Source organism: Bacillus gaemokensis (genome assembly GCF_001590835.1).
Classification (GTDB): domain Bacteria; phylum Bacillota; class Bacilli; order Bacillales; family Bacillaceae_G; genus Bacillus_A; species Bacillus_A gaemokensis.
Window position 1 is genome coordinate 46,288 of the sequence record NZ_LTAQ01000015.1, and the last position, 18,288, is coordinate 64,575.

The window sequence follows — 18,288 nt, forward strand, 5'->3', positions numbered from 1 at the left end:
TCTGCTTTTTTTCAATTATAACGTATTCTTGTTAAACCAATTATGAAGAATACACCAGCAAATAAAGTGAGTACACCAACATCCCCTGCTATATCCATCAAATTCCCACCCCGGGCGATTAATTCTGTAAACCCGCGCATTGCCCAAGTTTGGGGAACAAAATTTGCTATCGTTTGCATCCATTCTGGCTCTATTTCAATTGGCCAGTACAGACCGCTAATCATACATGTTGAAACGACAACGATATTACCTAATGCTGATTGCTGTTCCGTTGTCTTCACTATACTTGCTAATAATAAAGCTAAGCCAATGACCGCTAGTAATAATACTGAGACCAGTATGATCGCCCCTAATAGATTTCCCCACTGTACATCGAACAAAATATTCGTTAGTAACATTAAAGCCCCAAATTGAAACCACCCAATTAAAAAGAAGGAAAGTATATACCCTCCAAGTATTTGAGCCTTTGAAACCGGCGTTCCTAATAAACGATACCAAACACCAAGTTGTCTTGATTTTAAAATTGTTCCTGTCGCACTTAGCATCACAATCATTACAAAAAGAATAGAAAATCCTGCTGCTCGCCCTGTTACGTTATTCAGTTTTTTCTCCCCAGTTACAATAGATTCCTTTTGAAGTGAAACTGGTTCTCCCTTTGTATGAATCGTTTCATACATCTTCTCCCAAGATACTCCCCCTTTTTTCTCTGAATCCCTTGCTCCCGCTACTTCTACTTCCATTTTTTTTATCGTACTTTGTAATACTTGTTCTATAGGAGCTCCTCCTGTAAAATCAGCACTTGATTGAAAATTAACCTTTTCTATCTTCCCGTCCGCCATACTCTTTTGAAATCCCTTTGGAATTGTCACAATTCCTGAGGACTTCTTATTTTCGATTTTCTGTTTCGCTTCTTCATACGTTACCTTTTCTATAAAAATCAAGTCACTTTTCTCTAGTTCTTTATAATAGGAGTTGGATAATTTCGACCCATCTTGGTCTACTACACTAATATTTACCTTCTCGTTTCCACTTCCACCTAAAAGTCCACCAAAAATGAGTGTGAAAATAATCGGCATTCCGAACATGAGTATATAACTTTGTGGCTTAATTAAAATTTGTTTTAGTTCTAACCAGCAAAGCGCCCAAACTTTCTTCATTGCTTCTCCCCCTATCTCATACGTAAACGGAATGTTCCGATGATAACGGAAACAATACCTGCACTAGATAAACTTAAAACAACTGGAAGTAATACCTCCCAAGATGTTCCCGACATAATATCTAAAAAACTTGTAAGTGCCCATTTATTTGGAGCAATGTTGGCAATTGTTTGAAGGGTATTCGGAAATACATAGATCGGTAACATCGATCCGCCTAATATTGCTAACAACTGAATTCCGATTCCTCCCATCAAATCAGCCGTTTTTTCTTCACGAATAAATGCGGCAATTAGCATAGATAAACCTGCAACACAAATTGCATAAGAAATTCCTACTACAATAACCTGGGAAATATCCTCACCCCAGTTCACATGAAAAGCATAATACGTAGCAGCTACAAATATCCCAAATTGCATACAAGCAAATAGTAATGTGCCAAAAAATTTACCTACTAAAATAGCAAAAGAACTTGTCGGTGTACTGAATAGCCTCGCTAATGTTTCGGTTCGTTGCTCCGTCACAATAGATTTCGCTCCAACTGTTATGTTAAATAATAAAAACATGACTAACATTGCTGCAGCATAATATTGCATCGCGGCCACTGTTTTTTTGCCGACTGTTCCCTTTTCAATTCCATCCGTATTTGAAGTCGCCACTGCTTGTAAATGGGCGCTTACCTCTTTTGCAACCTGTTCCATATTTCCTGGCTGTGACTTCATTAAATCTGTTACGACACTCTTAGTAGAAACAGCAATTGTTTGAGCACGTTCCGAAAAAGAGCGAATAAGTGATTCAGCGATTTTTGTTTGTATATCTTTTGATGGATCTGTAATTATTTTCGTTTCTTTTAATTTTCCATCCTGTATATGTTCGCTCCACTTATTTGGAATTATAATTCCAACATCAATTTTCTGTTTCTTTACCCTATCCTCTAGCTCTTTTTGTGAGGATACTACTTCTATTTTCACATCATCTTTTATTTCTTTTGACTGCAATATTTCTTTTTGAAACATATCTGCAAACTCATCTGTTCCTTCTTGATAATAGCCAATTACCGTTATAGGTAATCCACCGTTATCAAACATGTTACTTAGTGCCGATCCTAAAATAGCTGTTAATAGAAGCGGCATTAATAACATCATCATAAACCCGCGCCTATCTATTAAACGAATTTTTAAATCTTTCCATGCGATAATAAAACTTTTCATAAATTCCTAACCTCCTTAATCACGAAGTGAACGCCCTGTTAACTGTAAAAAGAGAGCTTCTAAATTTGGTTCTTGCACTTCAAGCTTTAAAATTTGCATATGATTTTCTACAACTACTGAAACAACCGTACCGACAGCTTCTCCATTCTTCAATCCAATATCAAGTGTATTTGCATCCTCATCGACAATAATCCGTTCTACAGTTGGTATTTCTTTTACTTTCTGCAGTAACTCCTTGTTATAACGATTCAGCTGTAACTTCACCATAAAACCATCGGCAAGACGATTACATAACTCTGTTTTCGTTCCTGATGCAATTACCTTTCCATGATCAACGATGGCAATTCTTTCACATAAATACTCCACTTCTTCCATGTAATGACTCGTATAAATGACCGTCATGCCTTTCTCATTTAATCCTTTTACTGTCTCTAAAATGTGATTCCGTGATTGTGGATCAATCCCAACTGTCGGCTCATCCATAATTAACAACTCTGGTTCGTGCATGAGTGCTGCACCAATGTTAATTCGGCGTTTCATCCCGCCTGAAAATGTTTCAATTTTATCTTTTGCACGATCTTGTAACCCAACATACATCAATACCTCATCTGCTCGTTTCTTTGCAGTCGTTCCGCTTAACCCATACATTTTTCCCCAGAAGATTAAATTTTCTTTCGCTGAAAGTGTAGGATATAAAGCAATATCTTGCGGGACAATACCAATCTTCTTTTTCGCATCTAATGGATATTCTTTTACAGACTTCCCTCCAACTTTTATATCACCATCATCATATGGAATAAGTCCGCAAATCATTGATATTGTCGTCGACTTTCCTGCACCGTTTGGACCAAGTAAACCAAATGTTTCTCCTTTCTTCACTTCAAAAGACACATTCTTTACAACTTCCTTCTTCCCAAATGACTTTGTAATATGATCTACGACCAACATGTCGATTCAGCCCCTTTGCATTAATCTATAATTTCATTGTAAAAAAACATCCTCTTTCTTCCATCACTCTTGAGATAGAAATGCAAAATAAAAAAGCAGCACAATCTGCTGCTTTTTCTCATTTCTCTATGTCAAAAGTCATGTGTATGTCGTAATACCATATCTTACCGCGTATATAGCTGCTTGTGTCCGGTCCCTCAGCTCGAGCTTACTAATTAAGTTAGAAACATGATTTTTCACAGTACCCTCTGTAATAAACAATTTCTCAGCAATTTCTTTGTTATTTAATCCAAGCCCTATTTCTCGTAATACATCTATTTCACGCTCTGTTAATTGCTCCATTTGCTTTGGCTGACTTTTCTCTGACATTTCTACTACTTTTGTTCTTTTTAGTTCCTTCACAATTTGTGCTGTTATATCTTGAGGAAGAACGGCTCCTCCCCCGTGGACTGTCAATATTGCCTGAACAATTACATCCGTTTCCATATCTTTCAATAAATAACCACTCGCTCCTTGTTCTAATGCTTCAAAAATAAGTTCACTATCATTAAAAGTGGTCAACATAAGCACTTTTATATCTGGAAACCTTTCTCTTATTAAACGAGTTCCCTCAACACCATTTATACGCGGCATTCGAATATCCATCAAAATAATTTCAGGTTGTAATTGTTCTGCCTTTTGAACTACTTCATCTCCATCATTCGCTGTTCCCACCACTTCAAGTTCAGGACATAAATTTAATAACATTGCTAAACCATCACGAATAAGTGATTGATCATCAACGATTATAATACGAATCATATCGTTCCTCCTATTACCCACGTCTTTTCCTTAAGTGGGAACTCAATCTTTAATCGGAATCCCTTCTCTTTTTCACTCTCAAATCGAATCATTCCACCATGTTCCTCTACACGTTCTTTCATATTCATTAATCCAAAACCAGGACTTATTTCATTTGTACCAATACCATCATCCGAAATTGATAATATAACTTTTTCATCCAAACATAATAATCTAACTTTACATAGACTAGCTTTACCATGACGTTTTGCATTCGTTAATGACTCTTGCATAATACGCAATAAGGTAGGTTGTAATGACAGTGGAACAATAATTGGATCTCCTTGTAAATGAAAGGTTATTTGTACTTTCGTTACCTTTGAAAATTCGCCTAGCATTCCCCTCATATCCTCTACTATATTTCCTAAACTTTGTTCCTCTTTCAATGTACGAACCGATGCTCTTACCTCTTGAAGAGATTTTCTAGCTAGTTCATGACATGTATGTAAAACCTCTTCTGTGACTTCTGAGTTTTGCTTCCATAACGCTTCAGCAAGCTGTAATTGAACAAGTAAAGCCGTCATATTATGACCAACTGTGTCATGAATTTCTCGGGCAATATCATTTCTCTCCCGAATTGAAGTTAATTCTTCCACTTCTTTCGCATAAAGCTGTAACTGTTTATGTGCTTCTTTTAGGGCCGTATGTGATAATGTCAATTTTTCATATTGATCATCTACAGTCTGGCGAGCGACTGTAAGGTTTTTAATTAATTTTCCGGCTAGAGAACTAAAAACAACGAACATAAAATTAATCGCATTTTCCCAAATCCTTATCTCTCCAATGTACCAATACGTATATAGTAAAATAGCAAACCAGCATAAAAAGAAAAAACTCACAAAAAAATATACGACTATTTTCCGCTGTGCATGAATAAATAGTCCTATTGCATCGATCCCAAATATAATTAAATATAAAGATGTCTCTGGAAATAAGAAACCTAATAGAGCTGTAATGACCCCATTTGAAAGTAATAAATATAAATTACGCCACTTCCCATGATGGGGTTGTATAAGTAGAATATGATTTACAATGTACATAAAAAATGAAAAACCAACAAAGATTTGTAACTCTACTGTTTCACGTGAAACATAAGTCATATATATAACACAAATAATAACAATCGTCATGATACGTGCATATCCTAACATAAATTTCCCTCACATTTTTAAAATATAGTTGTCAGTCATATCAACCTTTAAAACTTCGTTTTCACAATATAACAGCAAGAAAATTATACCATTTTTATCCCTAGTTAACGGGCATTAATAAAAAACAAGTCACTCTCACATATTCTGAGAGGATGACTTGTTTTTTCATCTATTCCATCATACTATCTAACCGGTTATATAATTCCGCTCGTAATAGTTCTTTCTTTGCTTTTTCTTCATATAATTTTTCCAGTTTTTCAACATCGATCGTGTCTCCCATTGTACACTCCAGCGTATATATATCTTCTTCTATATGCATAAGCTTATTCTCAATTTCTTCTACGCCACTAGACTCTGGTTTCTTTACATGCGTTACTTTCACACTTGTAACTTCTTGTTGCTTTTGTTTCTCTACTTGCTTTTCTATTCTTTCTTCCCACTTTGTTCGAGCCCATGCATAATTTCCTGCAAACTCAAATAATTTATGTTCATCAATCCAATATGTCTTTTCAAACAACTTATTTAAAAAATAACGATCGTGTGAAACAGCAAGAATTGTCCCATTATATTGTTCGAGGGCTTCTTCCAGCACTTCCCTTGATTCAATATCAAGGTGGTTTGTAGGCTCATCTAACACAAGAAAGTTTACATCTTGATACATAAGCTGTGCCAAGCGTAACCTCATCCGCTCTCCCCCGCTAAGTTGATTCACTTTCTTAAAAACAGCTGGACCATAAAATAAGAAGCGAGCTAATATGTGACGAGCTTCTCCTTCTGTTACAGCTACGTATTCTCTGAAAGCTTCCAATACATTGTATTTTACATTCCCATATGCATGCTGTGATAAATAACCAATTTTCACACTACTACCAATTCGAATTTCACCCGCGTCCGGTTTCATTTCCTGTAATAACAATTTTAATAATGTTGTTTTTCCAGTACCGTTACGGCCAACAATAGCTGTGCGCTCTTGAAAACGAACATGCAAATTTGCCCCCTGGAATAAAGAACGATTAGCAAATGTTTTGCCAACTTCTTTCATTACAACAACATCTTTTCCACTTCTCTCTTGCCCTTCAAACTGAAGTCCCATCTGTTTTCTTTCTAACATTGGCTTTTTTAACTTCTCCATCCGTTCTAACGCACGCTCCATATTTCTCGCCCGTTTATGCAGTCCTTCATTCGGCGGATTCGCTTGATTCGCCCATTCTCTTAGACGTTTAATCGCTTCTTTCATTTTCTTTATTTTCTTTTGTTGTTCTTGATAAGATTGAAACTCTTGGAGCAATCTTTCTTCTTTCTCTTTCACAAACTGCGAGTAGTTCGTATGATATATATGAAGTTCTCCGTCCTCTAAATCAAAAATTTTCGTCACAACTTCATCCAGAAAATAGCGGTCATGCGAAATAACAACAACTGTTCCTGCGTATTCTTTTAAAAATTGCTCAAGCCATTCTACTGCAAATAAATCTAAATGGTTTGTTGGTTCATCTAACAGCAATAAATCTGGTCTCTGCAACAGCATATAGGCGAGACTCACCTTCGTCTGTTCTCCACCGCTCAACTCAGTAAAAATCCGAGAAAATAGCTCTGTTACTTGTAAACCGTTTGCTACCTTCATTATATTTGCCTCTATTTCATAACCACCCAAAAACGCAAATTGCTCTTGTACTGCACCATACTTCTCCATTAACCGCTCTAAACCAGTCGGATCTTTTTCCTCTGCCATACTTTGTTCTAAATTACGCATTTGTTTTTCTAATTCTTTTTCTTTTATAAAGGCAGAACTCAATACACCATATACATTCGTTTCATCATCAAACTTTGGAATTTGTGCAACATGACCAATGCGTGTACCTTTCTTCATATGAATAGCTCCACGATCTATACTCTCTATTCCTGTTAACAATTGAAAAATCGTTGTCTTCCCACTACCATTTCGGCCAACTAATCCAATACGTTCACCATTCTTTATTTCAATCGATATATTTTCAAATATGATGTTTCCACCAAAAGATTTCGTTACATTGTTTACACTACAAATTGTCATTTTCCGTACTCCTTTCAACGTAAAAAAACCATAGGGAAAGAAACTTTCCCCATGGTTTTTTGCATAGAAAAAGGAAGCCAAATAGCTCCCTTTTCACACGTTTTATAAAATGGGTGAAGAGATTTCTATCGTTCATTAACTGCTATGTGATTGTTAAAAAAGGGCATACGTATCCCGTTAACAATCACATCATGAAAAATCGCACGACAAAAATAGATAAAATCTAAAAATTTTGCGCGCGCAGCTAAAGAACATTTCATCTCATTCACTCCTTTCGTACGAAATTTTATACTTACTTCTTTATTATACTTCTCCATTCCATGTTTGAATAGTCATTTTTCTGAAAATAATGAAGATAGACTAAACATTTCAACAAATTACATCTAATCTTACAAAACTGTTATGTTCTCGTAATGAAAAGCGATAGTACGAAATAACTCCTCCTTATACAATAAAGATGTAAACAAGAGATAAATAAAAGGAGGAACTACTCATGATGAAAGAAATCGCAAAAGCAATCTTCGAGGTGTTAGTGAACGGACAAGCAGTTGTAAAAAAACTAAACCAATTATAAAAAGGAGTGATAAAACATGATGAATATGGTAAAAATGATTCTCCACGCCTTAATTGACGCAAAAGCAGTTAGCCAAGAGTTAAATCAACAATAAAAAGGGGAAATTGAATATGAAGAAAGCCATTATTGCAATTGTAAGTACATTATTTGCCTTACATGCATTGAAGAATAGAAAAAAGAAACAGAAAGAACAAGCGGATACTCTGTATTATCCATACACATTATTAAAGAAAAAATAAAAGACAAGATACCCTTCTACAATTAGGATATCTTGTCTTTTGTTTTTTGATTAGTAATTGCTATCTTATTTCTCCTCACCCACCTCACGATAGAGGATTTCCCTTTCCTTTTCACGAATATAGTAAACGGGAATTTCACACATATTTTCAAAGGGGCATATACATATGGATACACAACAACTTTATTTTTTAAATGATATTAGCAAGCAAAAACCCGAAAGCATCCGTAATAAAAATACAGCTTGTCCTTTTTGTGATACGGAACACCTCACTGATATTTTAGAAACAGAAGACTCTATTATCTGGTTGAAAAATAAATTTCCAACATTAAAAGATACGTTCCAAACCGTTCTCATCGAAACAAATAATTGCGATGATCATATTGCAACCTATACACCTGAACATATGAAGAAATTAATTCACTTCTCCGTTAAACATTGGCTAGCTTTAGAAAATAGTAATCAATTCGAATCCGTTATTTTATATAAAAATCACGGTCCATTTTCAGGCGGGAGTTTGCATCATGCGCATATGCAGATTATCGGGATGAAATATGTAGACTATCGAGAAAATGTAACACCCGAACACTTCCGAGGCATAATTGTACAAAAAGACGAACAAATTGAACTTAATATTTCTACACATCCAATTATCGGCTTTACTGAATTTAATATTGTCATTGAAAATATAAAATCCATCGATATGATAGCAAATTATATTCAACAAACTGTGCGTTACATACTAACGGATTTTCATAAAGGATGTAGTAGCTATAATTTATTCTTCTATCATCTCGATGGAAAGATCATTTGTAAAGTCGTCCCACGTTTTGTTGTTTCACCATTATATGTCGGATATAAAATCCCTCAAGTTTCTACAAAGTTGGAAGATGTGAAACAGCAGCTCCAACAATATTTTACAAAGAAAGATGAATATAGATGAATTATATAATACGAAAAGCTACTCTAGACGACATCCAAGCACTCATTCATTTGCGTGTTTCCTTACTAAAAGAAGTAGATGAATTGCATTCACAAGAAGAAGAAAGTGCTTTTAGACATGCGACAGAACAGTATTTGCAAGTAGAAATGACAAAAGGAATATTTACAGCTTATATAGCCCTAATAAATGGTGAAGTTATTAGCATAAGCGGTGTTACTTTCTTCCATCGACCGTCTTATATTAATAATTTAGAAGGAAAAGAAGCGTATATTCTAAATATGTATACACTCCCAGAATACCGCGGAAATGGTTTAGCAAAAAAATTATTACAGCACTGCATAAAAGAATGTAAGGAAAACGGAGTAAAACGAATATGGCTTCATTCTTCTAAAGATGGTGAATTACTATATAAAAAAATGGGATTTACTCATAAAACAAATGAAATGGAACTTTTTATAGAAAAATAGAGTAGGTGCTCCTAGCACCTACTCTTTCACTATGCCTATATTTCTATAGAATACGTTCTCTAATCCAACGTTATACTTCATATTATTATCCGTCCACTCAGGGCCTAGATTACCCGGCCATCCAGATGTATTTGCTATATATTTTAGTAATGCAAAATCAGTCAAACCTTTTTGCATGCCTCTTTTATACCCTTTCAGTAAATGCGGCATAGCAATTTGAGCATTTGTACGTGGATCCTTTAATTGATCATCTGTTAAATGATCTGGAGCAAGTCCACCACCGCGATGTAATTGAAATAGTCCAAATGAAGTGCCATTATCTCCAATACTTCTTGGATTCAAACGACTTTCATGCTCGGCAATTGTAAGAGGTATCCATTCTGGAAGATTCACTTTCTTGGCTTCTTCTATAATAATTTGTTTCATCTGTTTCGCTTCTTCTGAATCAACATAGCCTGTCTGTTTTACTGCTCTTTCCATTCCTTCAGACTCACCTTGGAAATATAAATACATTCCAAGAATAACTAAAAATCCTACAAAGAATTTTTTCACTACTTCTACCTCTTTCTCTGCTGAAATTTGTCCCCTTTCAGCCTTTCCTTACAACCACTCGCATTCTATCGTTTTCTATTACTCTTAAATCATATCAAACTAGTACACACCTTTGCATCATGCTTAAGACTGATTTTGTGAAAAACATGTATTAACACTTTATCAAAAATGTAATATTTCTTCTCCAATTCACACATATGTAATTTTTACCAGACATCATTCCGCATAGATTCCATTCTCTTTGTATATAATTGTAGATTGAACCCTATATACAGAATAGGAGATTGCCTACATGAAAAGAAAGTTATTGTTCTTTCTCACCATTTTACTATTCATCCCTATCCATACCTCTGCTCAAACAACCAAAAAGCCAAAAGTACTGATTTTATGTAGCACAGAAAACGAACAAGTTACCAATGAAATTCAAATTTTAAATAATCTAATTGGACATTTTACAAATGATGTGACAATACAACATGCTAGGAACACAAAGGAGATTACTCCTTCATCATCTTTTACACATATTATTTACATAGGAGAGAAAAAAGAGAGCCTTTCTAACGAAACAAAACATTTTCTAGAAAACTATTCAGGGCCTTTACTCTTTCTTGGTCAAAATGTAGAACAGCTACCAAATCGTTTTTCTTTTATTACCCACCAAGGAGACCAAATACGAATTCATGCAATACAATATCCAAATCGCAAGCTAAAAAACGATTTTAATGAAGATCGATTAATCCAAAAGATTGAGACAACCGGGGAATCCCTAGCATATGCGATGAGTTCCGATCATACGTATCCATTTATCGTAAAGCAAAATAACTCTTATTACGTAGCAACATCACAGCTTTTTGATTGGCCTTCCCATTATGTTGGTGAAATGCTCTTCTCCTTCTTTGAGCAGCAACCTGAAACAAAAAAAAGCCGTGCTTATATACGCTTAGAGGATATTCATCCAGCTTCAAATTCAAAACAACTACAGGAAATTGCCGAATTATTAAAAAAGAGAAATATCCCCTATATGGTAGCTGTTATTCCTGTCTATACAGACCCGAGTACAAAAAAAACGATACACTTAGTAGATAAACCTGAGTTAGTAAATGTGCTACGATTTATGCAAACGAATGGCGGTTCGATTGTGATGCATGGTTATACCCACCAATTTTATGATAGTGAAACGGGAGAAGGCTTTGAATTTTGGGATATAAAAACGGATCAACCAATTCGTCAACCAAAACATGAGCAATCAAAAACAAAAGCGGATTTTAAATCTACCGAAGCTTATAACCAATACGTAAAAAACGGTAAAGATTTTGAAGAAACATATATAAAAGATCATATCGAAGACGGAATTAAGGAACTTGTGGATGCTAAATTATACCCACTCGCTTTTGAAGCACCTCATTATGCGATGTCCCAAAAAGGTTATGAAATACTATCCCATTACTTCTCAACCTATGTTGGGCAATTACAATTAAGCGATTCAACATGGAAAACAATGCACACAACTGCCTTTACTAGCAAACCTTCGTTTTTACATGGGATGAAAGTATTTCCTGAAACAGTTGGATTTATAGAAGCAAATCAACCTCATGCTGCTTCTGAAATAAAGGAACGTTCATTATCATTTTCAAAGTTATCAGATGGCATAATCGGTGCCTTCTATCATCCATACTTAGGAGTGAAACCTTTCAAAGAATTATTAAATGAATTGGAAAGCGTTCCAAACATAGAATGGATTGATTTACAGAAAGAAAAAAATAACGTAAAAACGAACGATATCATCATTCATTCTAATAAAGATGGCATTCATACTGAAGAGCCATTGTCTGTAAATAATACGATTAATTATCTTAAGAAGTACGGATTCTTCCTCATCTTTGGAATTATCCTAATCATTTTCTTGTTATTAATACGACGTGCAAAACGACTTGAATCATGAAAAAATGCCAAGCACAGATTTGCGCTTGGCATTTTTCACTTCAAGTCGAGGTATTTGCTCCTCTCTCTTTTCAAATAAAATTGAACCGTATTTTGATAAACAATTTCTGCAACTTTATCTATATGTACATCTTTAATACAACTAATTTCTTTTAATACGTCTTTAATCATATTCGGATGCGTCATGATACCCTTTTTGAATTCCCAGGGACCATCTGTTTCAACCATCATATATTCAAGCGGATAAAACGATACAATCTTTCTAATTTTTTCTTTCTGCATAATATCTGGTGTAATGGAAATATAGTAACCATTTCGAATCATGCGCTCCATCGTTTTCTTGCTTCCCTTAAACCAATGAAAATGTGCACGAGAAATCTCATGCTGCTCAAGTAAATCACATACAAGCTCAGCATCTTCATAGACTGCATGTAATACAATTGGTAAATCACACCTTTTCGCAAGAGATATGAATTTTTTCAATACCTCCACATACGGCTCTAATGCGATATCTTTCTTTTCTTGCCGTAAATAGTATGGCAACCCAACCTCTCCAATAGCAACAAGCTGACTTGCATTTTCTTCAACTAGCTTATAAATTTGTTCACATTCTCTCTTGTTAATTGGCTGTTCTGGATGAAAACCAAGTGCTGGATGCACAAATGGATGCTGTTTTGCTAAAAATAATGTTTGTTGGCAAGAATGATAGTTCATTGATACTGCAATCATCCCTTCAATCCAAGTACTCCTTTTCACATCATCAAATAATTGCATCTGTTCTTTATTCTTATATTGATCCAAATGTATGTGACTATCAATCCACTTCACATCTATCATCTCCCGTATCTATTTTAATACGACGTGCCAGACCAAGAACAATAAAAAAACAAGAGGACAACTCCTTCTTGTTTTATCATCTATATTATTTAACAATTAAGTTTGTAATTATATCAAACAATCCAATACATACCACGGCAACAGTAAAGTAGCTACAGAAATCTTTTATCGGAAACTTAACTACTTCTTCTTTTGGCATCCCATTCTTCTCCCTTCTCAATATCTCCCTAATATATTATCTATTTTTATTATGCAAAAAATATGAACAACGAGCTATCGAATTAGCTTACGTAAATCTTACAATATTGTAAGGTTTAAAAAAATAGCCTCATCTCATATAGAGATGAGGCCTATTGAATAGTTAGTTGGTTTTCAAACATTCATCATTATTTCAAACAGAAAGTTGTATGTTCAAACTTTCTACTTATATTGTAGTAGAATTCTTAAGTATCAACTATCGAATTACATTACACGTACCTTACAAAACTGTAAGCCTTCTGTAATATAATTCGATAGTTACTTTTACTTTTATTTCGTACAATTAAGTCAGAAAGAGCAACAAACAAAATCGTAAACAGGGTGAATATGCTACTAGCTGCTCTAATCGATTTAAAAATGGTTGCTACTTCATTAAACGAGTAAGGAGAGAGTAAATATGAACAACATCACTTTTAACAAATTAGACTTAATCGGACTTGCTAGCGGTGCCGCTCTTCTTACAGCTTTCATTTATGCTGCTGCGATGAGTCTCGTATAAACTTGTGTCCCCTTCCCCTTTATATAATAGAGAAAGCCCAACCTATGTAGGTTGGGCTTTCGTTTTATGTAATTAAAATCCTACGAAATGTACATAGTAAACTAAAATCCGCTAACCTTTTAAAGATGCTAGCGGATTTTATAATTTATTATTATGCATGAATCAAGTAATTTTATCTCATCGCCAAAAGCTTACTTCTCGCCTGCACAGGGATATTTTGAACCTCAATTTCTGCTAACGCCTCCCCGTAACGCCCTTTTGCAACGACTTTCAATGTCTCATCTCTTTTTAACATATGCTTTACAGTTTTCTTTATGTTCTGTGCTCTACCTTTATCATCGTACGCAACAAATTCGTATTCATACCAATCATCGCCAACGTGCTGACCAATGCCATTCACGATTGTATAATATTCTTTCGTTTTATAAAACGGATTATATTTATCAATTACTGGGCCAAGCTTTGTTGGTAGCAGTAACACAATGATAGCTACCAGCGCTACCCCAGTGAAAATTATTCTTTTTTTCACACTTCCCCACCTCAAGGCAGATTCCTCCTCCACACAATATGTGTAGTTTTCTATAGACTTATTTTAACCAGTAAGGAGCAATTATTCTATTGAATTCTCTTACATTTCCCTTACATTTTTGTAAGAATAAAAAAAGATGAACGAATTCTCTCGTTCATCTTTCTAGCTTGCTTTAAAACCACCACCAAGTACATCACGTACATCGTGAATAACAACAAACGCATCTTCATCCACTTGACTAATGACTTGTTTTAATTTTACAAGCTCTTGTTTATTAATAACGACATACAATACTTCTTTATTTTTTCCAGTATATCCACCGCGCCCTTCTAATACAGTCACCCCGCGCGTCATATGTTTCGTAATCGTTTCACGAATTAAATCTGGTTGATTCGATATAATCGTAACCGCTGTTTTCGTATTAATTCCTTCCACAATGAAGTCAATTACTTTCGCTCCAATAAATACTGCCACAAGTGTATACATTGCCTTTTCCTGCCCGATTATAAACACAGAACCTGCAATTACAACAATATCAATAATAAGGACACCTTTTCCAACACTCCAGCCTAAATATTGATTGGCTAATTGCGCTAAAATCGCTGATCCCCCTGATGTACCTCCCGCTCGGAACATACAACCTAATCCAATACCAACAAACACACCAGCAAACAGAGCTGCTAATAACGTATCGCTATTTACTCGATATCCAATATGCTCTGTAACATATAAAAACAAAGATGTTTCCACGATTCCTAGGATTGTGTAAACGATCGTTTTTTTATCAAAAAATTTATAACCAATTGCTAATAAAACTGCATTAAAAGCAAAATTCAGAACCCCTGGTGACCACCCAAACAAATAATAGGTAACAACCGTTAAACCAATTATTCCGCCTTCTGATAAGCGGTTTGGAATTGCAAAATAGTTAATACCAATTGCAAATAATAATGAACCAATTGTAATTAATGTAATTTCTTTCATTCGTTGATTAACCATAGTTCATACCTCCCCCCATTTGACATTGTATCACTATCTCCTAGAGGTATAGAAGTGGTTTTTATTGCACTCTTTTTCTTTTAATAACCTTACTATTATGTTTAAACAAACGCTTGATTAATTATTCATTTCTCTTTTAACAGCATAGACAAACTGTTTTACATTTCCCCGCTCAATATACCTCCCTACCACGTTTTCTCCCCTATAAGTAAAACTCAAATGTGGAGATACACATACGTCTTCTATATACAAATAAAAGTATTCTTCCCATTTCGCAGGGTAATACGGAAGTTTTCCATAGAACAGGATACGCCTATTCGTAGCAACAAATATACCATGTTGATATGACAAGAACATGTTATCCTTCTCAAATATTCCTATCACAAACGATAAAATTTGTTCATCAGGCTCTACATATTTTTTCACATTCCGTAATAGTTCATTCATGAACATTCCTCCAAATTCTATTCATTGTCTTAGCACTTGAAAAGAATCCATGGATTATCACTTAACCGGTATAATTCATTTATAAAGTATGAAACGCGTTTCCTGTCAAAAATATTTCAAAAAAAATAATCCGTTATGCGATATACACATAACGGATTATTTCTAAACAGTTGATCGTTCTACAAGTACATAAGGAATCTCGATTTTTTCTGGCTTCCAATTATCATTGTTTATTTGCTTGTAAAATAGTTTAAAAGCACTTTTACCAATTTCTTTTACATGTTGATCAATTGTTGTGATTTGTAATACTTGTGAAATCGGCTGATTATCAAAACCAATAATCGCTAAATTCTCTGGAACATTTATACCTAATTTCTCAGCCTCTGTCATAATTCCAATAGCAACTTCATCACCCGCTACTAGCAATGCCTCAGGAGGGTGCTCCATCTCTTTTAGCTTATGTGCAACTCTTACACCATCTTCTAATGTAAAACATTCCGTAAAAATCCTATTTTCGACAATTTCTTCATCTATTAATTGTAAAGTCTGCTTATAGGCATCAAATCTCTTTTCACTACTGGCCCCACGCTTCCTTCCTGTGCAATACCCAATTTTCCTATACCCCTTCTCGATTAGGTAATTCATTCCTAATTGAAAAGCTTCAAAATGATTTATATATACGCTCGATATGTCCAAAGCAGTAGTCTCTTCACAAGCAATAATTGCCCCATACGAAGCATGATGCTTAATTACATCCCAATCATTTGAGCGTGAGCAAATAATGATCCCATCTAATTGCTTTGTTTTTAACATATGTAAACTTTCTATTTCTTCTCGCTTATTATAATTTGTCTGACAAAGAAGAACTCGATAATTATGAGCTAATGCACCTTCCATAATTCCTCCAACGATTGCATCGAAATGTGGGTGGTCAATATACGGCAAAATCACACCGACAATGTTCGTTTTTCCTTTGGATAAATGAACAGCATTCGCATTTTGCGAATAATTCAATTTCTCAACAACCTCTAAAACTACTTGTCGTTTTTCTTCACTTACATATGGATGGTCATTTAAAACTCGTGAAACAGTTGTAACTGACACACCGGCTAGCTTTGCAATATCTTTAATATTAGCCATATGTTCACCTCTTCCCTTAACTTAATAAATTTCATAAGCGTGTATCAAATATTCTCATCATTACATCTCCATATAGTTTCCTTACACAAGTGTAATTTTCCTGTAAGCTAATTCGATAGTGACTTCTCTCTACATTTCGTACAATTAAGTCAGAAAGTAACAACAACCATTCGAAAAGGAGCGGATATATATGATGCACANTGTAAGCTAATTCGATAGTGACTTCTCTCTACATTTCGTACAATTAAGTCAGAAAGTAACAACAACCATTCGAAAAGGAGCGGATATATATGATGCACAAATTAAAAGCTAACAAATTCGTAAGTACAATGAACATGGTGTTATCCGCTCTTGTCGATGCAAAAGCGGTTGCTACTAATTTAAACAAGTAAGGAGAGAATCAATATGAATTACATGACTTTTAATAAATTTGACTTTATTGGGCTCGCTAGCGGCTCGGCTCTTCTTACAGCTTTCATTTATGCTGCTACGCTTATATAATTTTGTGTCCCCTTTCCCCTTATATAGATAGTACTTTATTGGGCTCGCTAGCGGCTCGGCTCTTCTTACAGCTTTCATTTATGCTGCTACGCTTATATAATTTTGTGTCCCCTTTCCCCTTATATAGATAGTAATAGAAAAGACGACCGTCTATACCCGGTCGTCTTTTCCTATTTCATATTTTTTTGTAATGTTTCTGTTAGTTCTTCAAATGTTTCGTTCAATTGATCTGTCATCATTTTCATAGCTGTTTTTCGATCCACTGTTTCTCCCGCTTCTACTTGAATCGGATTACCAAAAATTAATTGCGCTCTTTTTCCCTTAATTAATTCTTTTACACTCGATGGGCCAACATAAGCCGCTGGTACTAAAGGAACATTAGAACGCATTGCAATCGTCACCGCTCCTGCTTTTAAAGAAACATCCTCTGTTGATCTCGTTCCGCTTGGGAAAATCCCCACTACTTTTCCATCTTTCAGCAGACGGGATGGAATTTTCAATGTACTTGGACCTGGGTTTGCTCGATCTACTGGAAAAGCATTCACATTCTTAAAAAACCAATTTTTAAATTTACCCTCAAATAATTCTTTTTTCGCCATATAATGAATTCCTGTCGGGTACATACCTGCCGCTAACATTAAAACATCCATAAAGCTCGTATGGGTACAAGCAACCACATACGGTCCACCTTGAGGTAATTTTTCTTTTCCCTGTACTTCCACTTTTCCAAGAGTCTTAAATATATATTTCAACAAAAATGTAATTAGCTTATACATTCATTTCGTCCCTTTCTAAATATCAAGAGTTTAATTATGTCCTTATAATAATTATAACACTAACCTTTAGTAGTTGGTAATAAAATTAAGTATTAATTTTCAAAATTTTATTCTTACAAAAGTGTAATCCTTTTGTAAGCTAATTCGATAGTGACTTCTCTCTACATTTCGTACAATTAAGTCAGAAAGTAACAACAACCATTCGAAAAGGAGCGGATATATATGATGCACAA

19 protein-coding genes and 2 pseudogenes are annotated in these 18,288 nt (G+C 34.8%); 7 read left to right on the top strand and 14 right to left on the bottom strand.

The window, feature by feature from the left end; all coding sequences use genetic code 11:
* Positions 1 to 11 precede the first annotated feature (11 nt).
* From AZF08_RS15065 to AZF08_RS29910, 7 genes and pseudogenes are all read right to left on the bottom strand, one after another.
* Positions 12 to 1,157, bottom strand: coding sequence for an ABC transporter permease (locus AZF08_RS15065; protein ID WP_033677547.1), 1,146 nt, complete (start codon positions 1,155 to 1,157; stop codon positions 12 to 14).
* An 11-nt stretch (positions 1,158 to 1,168) separates the two neighbouring features.
* Entirely contained in the window at positions 1,169 to 2,365 is a 1,197-nt protein-coding gene (locus AZF08_RS15070) for an ABC transporter permease (protein WP_033677546.1), read from the bottom strand.
* A 15-nt stretch (positions 2,366 to 2,380) separates the two neighbouring features.
* Positions 2,381 to 3,313, bottom strand: coding sequence for an ABC transporter ATP-binding protein (locus AZF08_RS15075; RefSeq protein WP_033677543.1), 933 nt, complete (start codon positions 3,311 to 3,313; stop codon positions 2,381 to 2,383).
* 138 nt (positions 3,314 to 3,451) lie between these two features.
* A complete protein-coding gene (locus tag AZF08_RS15080; RefSeq protein ID WP_033677540.1) occupies positions 3,452 to 4,114 on the bottom strand; it encodes a response regulator in 663 nt (220 codons plus the stop codon).
* Positions 4,111 to 5,304, bottom strand: a complete 1,194-nt coding sequence (locus tag AZF08_RS15085) for a sensor histidine kinase (protein ID WP_033677537.1) — start codon at positions 5,302 to 5,304, stop codon at positions 4,111 to 4,113. The genes AZF08_RS15080 and AZF08_RS15085 overlap by 4 nt, the downstream gene beginning before the upstream one ends.
* 169 nt (positions 5,305 to 5,473) lie before the next feature.
* A pseudogene (abc-f, locus tag AZF08_RS15090) lies at positions 5,474 to 7,407 on the bottom strand (ribosomal protection-like ABC-F family protein).
* Positions 7,408 to 7,479: 72 nt separating this feature from the next.
* The gene (locus AZF08_RS29910; protein WP_321141622.1) at positions 7,480 to 7,614 is read right to left on the bottom strand and encodes an RAxF-45 family protein; all 135 of its coding nucleotides are present in this window, start codon (positions 7,612 to 7,614) and stop codon (positions 7,480 to 7,482) included.
* 418 nt (positions 7,615 to 8,032) lie between these two features.
* Between AZF08_RS29910 and AZF08_RS15095 the strand changes: the two genes are divergently transcribed.
* The 3 genes from AZF08_RS15095 (at position 8,033) to AZF08_RS28190 (ending at position 9,576) form a co-directional block, all read left to right on the top strand.
* On the top strand, positions 8,033 to 8,167 hold the full coding sequence (locus tag AZF08_RS15095) for a hypothetical protein (RefSeq protein WP_033677533.1): 135 nt from the start codon (positions 8,033 to 8,035) through the stop codon (positions 8,165 to 8,167).
* A 165-nt stretch (positions 8,168 to 8,332) separates the two neighbouring features.
* Positions 8,333 to 9,109 carry a DUF4931 domain-containing protein gene (locus AZF08_RS15100; protein WP_033677531.1) on the top strand — a complete coding sequence of 259 codons (777 nt, stop codon included), beginning with the start codon at positions 8,333 to 8,335 and terminating at the stop codon, positions 9,107 to 9,109.
* Positions 9,106 to 9,576, top strand: a complete 471-nt coding sequence (locus AZF08_RS28190; RefSeq protein ID WP_082246180.1) for a GNAT family N-acetyltransferase — start codon at positions 9,106 to 9,108, stop codon at positions 9,574 to 9,576. The genes AZF08_RS15100 and AZF08_RS28190 overlap by 4 nt, the downstream gene beginning before the upstream one ends.
* An 18-nt stretch (positions 9,577 to 9,594) precedes the next feature.
* On the opposite strand, the gene AZF08_RS15110 is transcribed toward AZF08_RS28190, so the two are convergent.
* Positions 9,595 to 10,128, bottom strand: a complete 534-nt coding sequence (locus tag AZF08_RS15110; RefSeq protein WP_033677529.1) for a transglycosylase SLT domain-containing protein — start codon at positions 10,126 to 10,128, stop codon at positions 9,595 to 9,597.
* A gap of 292 nt (positions 10,129 to 10,420) precedes the next feature.
* On the opposite strand from AZF08_RS15110, the gene AZF08_RS15115 reads away from it, so the two are divergent.
* Positions 10,421 to 12,070, top strand: coding sequence for a DUF2334 domain-containing protein (locus AZF08_RS15115; RefSeq protein WP_033677527.1), 1,650 nt, complete (start codon positions 10,421 to 10,423; stop codon positions 12,068 to 12,070).
* A gap of 35 nt (positions 12,071 to 12,105) precedes the next feature.
* On the opposite strand, the gene AZF08_RS15120 is transcribed toward AZF08_RS15115, so the two are convergent.
* The gene (locus tag AZF08_RS15120) at positions 12,106 to 12,897 is read right to left on the bottom strand and encodes a TatD family hydrolase (RefSeq protein ID WP_033677525.1); all 792 of its coding nucleotides are present in this window, start codon (positions 12,895 to 12,897) and stop codon (positions 12,106 to 12,108) included.
* Positions 12,898 to 13,561: 664 nt separating this feature from the next.
* Between AZF08_RS15120 and AZF08_RS28195 the strand changes: the two genes are divergently transcribed.
* Positions 13,562 to 13,663 carry a DUF3948 family protein gene (locus tag AZF08_RS28195; RefSeq protein ID WP_064504759.1) on the top strand — a complete coding sequence of 34 codons (102 nt, stop codon included), beginning with the start codon at positions 13,562 to 13,564 and terminating at the stop codon, positions 13,661 to 13,663.
* Between the two features lie 172 nt (positions 13,664 to 13,835).
* On the opposite strand, the gene AZF08_RS15130 is transcribed toward AZF08_RS28195, so the two are convergent.
* The 4 genes from AZF08_RS15130 to AZF08_RS15145 all read right to left on the bottom strand — a co-directional run bounded on the left by AZF08_RS15130 (position 13,836) and on the right by AZF08_RS15145 (position 16,778).
* On the bottom strand, positions 13,836 to 14,192 hold the full coding sequence (locus tag AZF08_RS15130) for a YxeA family protein (RefSeq protein ID WP_063177303.1): 357 nt from the start codon (positions 14,190 to 14,192) through the stop codon (positions 13,836 to 13,838).
* Between the two features lie 162 nt (positions 14,193 to 14,354).
* A complete protein-coding gene (locus tag AZF08_RS15135) occupies positions 14,355 to 15,191 on the bottom strand; it encodes a YitT family protein (RefSeq protein ID WP_033677520.1) in 837 nt (278 codons plus the stop codon).
* A 117-nt stretch (positions 15,192 to 15,308) separates the two neighbouring features.
* Positions 15,309 to 15,638 (bottom strand): PH domain-containing protein, encoded by a 330-nt coding sequence (locus AZF08_RS15140; RefSeq protein ID WP_033677518.1) that lies wholly within the window; start codon positions 15,636 to 15,638, stop codon positions 15,309 to 15,311.
* A 162-nt stretch (positions 15,639 to 15,800) separates the two neighbouring features.
* Complete coding sequence (locus AZF08_RS15145; protein WP_033677517.1) at positions 15,801 to 16,778, bottom strand: LacI family DNA-binding transcriptional regulator; 978 nt, start codon at positions 16,776 to 16,778, stop codon at positions 15,801 to 15,803.
* 405 nt (positions 16,779 to 17,183) lie between these two features.
* Between AZF08_RS15145 and AZF08_RS28200 the strand changes: the two genes are divergently transcribed.
* Both AZF08_RS28200 and AZF08_RS31290 read left to right on the top strand, forming a co-directional pair.
* On the top strand, positions 17,184 to 17,279 hold the full coding sequence (locus AZF08_RS28200) for a DUF3948 family protein (RefSeq protein WP_064504760.1): 96 nt from the start codon (positions 17,184 to 17,186) through the stop codon (positions 17,277 to 17,279).
* A 34-nt stretch (positions 17,280 to 17,313) separates the two neighbouring features.
* Positions 17,314 to 17,379 (top strand): annotated as a pseudogene (locus AZF08_RS31290) (DUF3948 family protein); the annotation flags it as partial.
* Positions 17,380 to 17,449: 70 nt separating this feature from the next.
* Here the strand turns inward: AZF08_RS31290 and AZF08_RS15150 are convergent.
* Complete coding sequence (locus tag AZF08_RS15150; RefSeq protein ID WP_033679294.1) at positions 17,450 to 18,055, bottom strand: lysophospholipid acyltransferase family protein; 606 nt, start codon at positions 18,053 to 18,055, stop codon at positions 17,450 to 17,452.
* Positions 18,056 to 18,288: the final 233 nt, after the last annotated feature.

Excerpts from the sequence above, each read along its gene's own strand:
- AZF08_RS15100 (WP_033677531.1), top strand. The coding sequence starts at position 8,333 with ATGGATACACAACAACTTTATTTTTTAAATGATATTAGCAAGCAAAAA.
- AZF08_RS15115 (WP_033677527.1), top strand. The coding sequence starts at position 10,421 with ATGAAAAGAAAGTTATTGTTCTTTCTCACCATTTTACTATTCATCCCT.
- AZF08_RS28200 (WP_064504760.1), top strand. The coding sequence starts at position 17,184 with ATGAATTACATGACTTTTAATAAATTTGACTTTATTGGGCTCGCTAGC.
- AZF08_RS15145 (WP_033677517.1), bottom strand. The coding sequence starts at position 16,778 with ATGGCTAATATTAAAGATATTGCAAAGCTAGCCGGTGTGTCAGTTACA.
- AZF08_RS15070 (WP_033677546.1), bottom strand. The coding sequence starts at position 2,365 with ATGAAAAGTTTTATTATCGCATGGAAAGATTTAAAAATTCGTTTAATA.
- AZF08_RS29910 (WP_321141622.1), bottom strand. The coding sequence starts at position 7,614 with ATGAAATGTTCTTTAGCTGCGCGCGCAAAATTTTTAGATTTTATCTAT.
- AZF08_RS28195 (WP_064504759.1), top strand. The coding sequence starts at position 13,562 with ATGAACAACATCACTTTTAACAAATTAGACTTAATCGGACTTGCTAGC.
- AZF08_RS15150 (WP_033679294.1), bottom strand. The coding sequence starts at position 18,055 with ATGTATAAGCTAATTACATTTTTGTTGAAATATATATTTAAGACTCTT.
- AZF08_RS15065 (WP_033677547.1), bottom strand. The coding sequence starts at position 1,157 with ATGAAGAAAGTTTGGGCGCTTTGCTGGTTAGAACTAAAACAAATTTTA.
- AZF08_RS28190 (WP_082246180.1), top strand. The coding sequence starts at position 9,106 with ATGAATTATATAATACGAAAAGCTACTCTAGACGACATCCAAGCACTC.
- AZF08_RS15135 (WP_033677520.1), bottom strand. The coding sequence starts at position 15,191 with ATGGTTAATCAACGAATGAAAGAAATTACATTAATTACAATTGGTTCA.
- AZF08_RS15080 (WP_033677540.1), bottom strand. The coding sequence starts at position 4,114 with ATGATTCGTATTATAATCGTTGATGATCAATCACTTATTCGTGATGGT.
- AZF08_RS15140 (WP_033677518.1), bottom strand. The coding sequence starts at position 15,638 with ATGAATGAACTATTACGGAATGTGAAAAAATATGTAGAGCCTGATGAA.
- AZF08_RS15085 (WP_033677537.1), bottom strand. The coding sequence starts at position 5,304 with ATGTTAGGATATGCACGTATCATGACGATTGTTATTATTTGTGTTATA.
- AZF08_RS15075 (WP_033677543.1), bottom strand. The coding sequence starts at position 3,313 with ATGTTGGTCGTAGATCATATTACAAAGTCATTTGGGAAGAAGGAAGTT.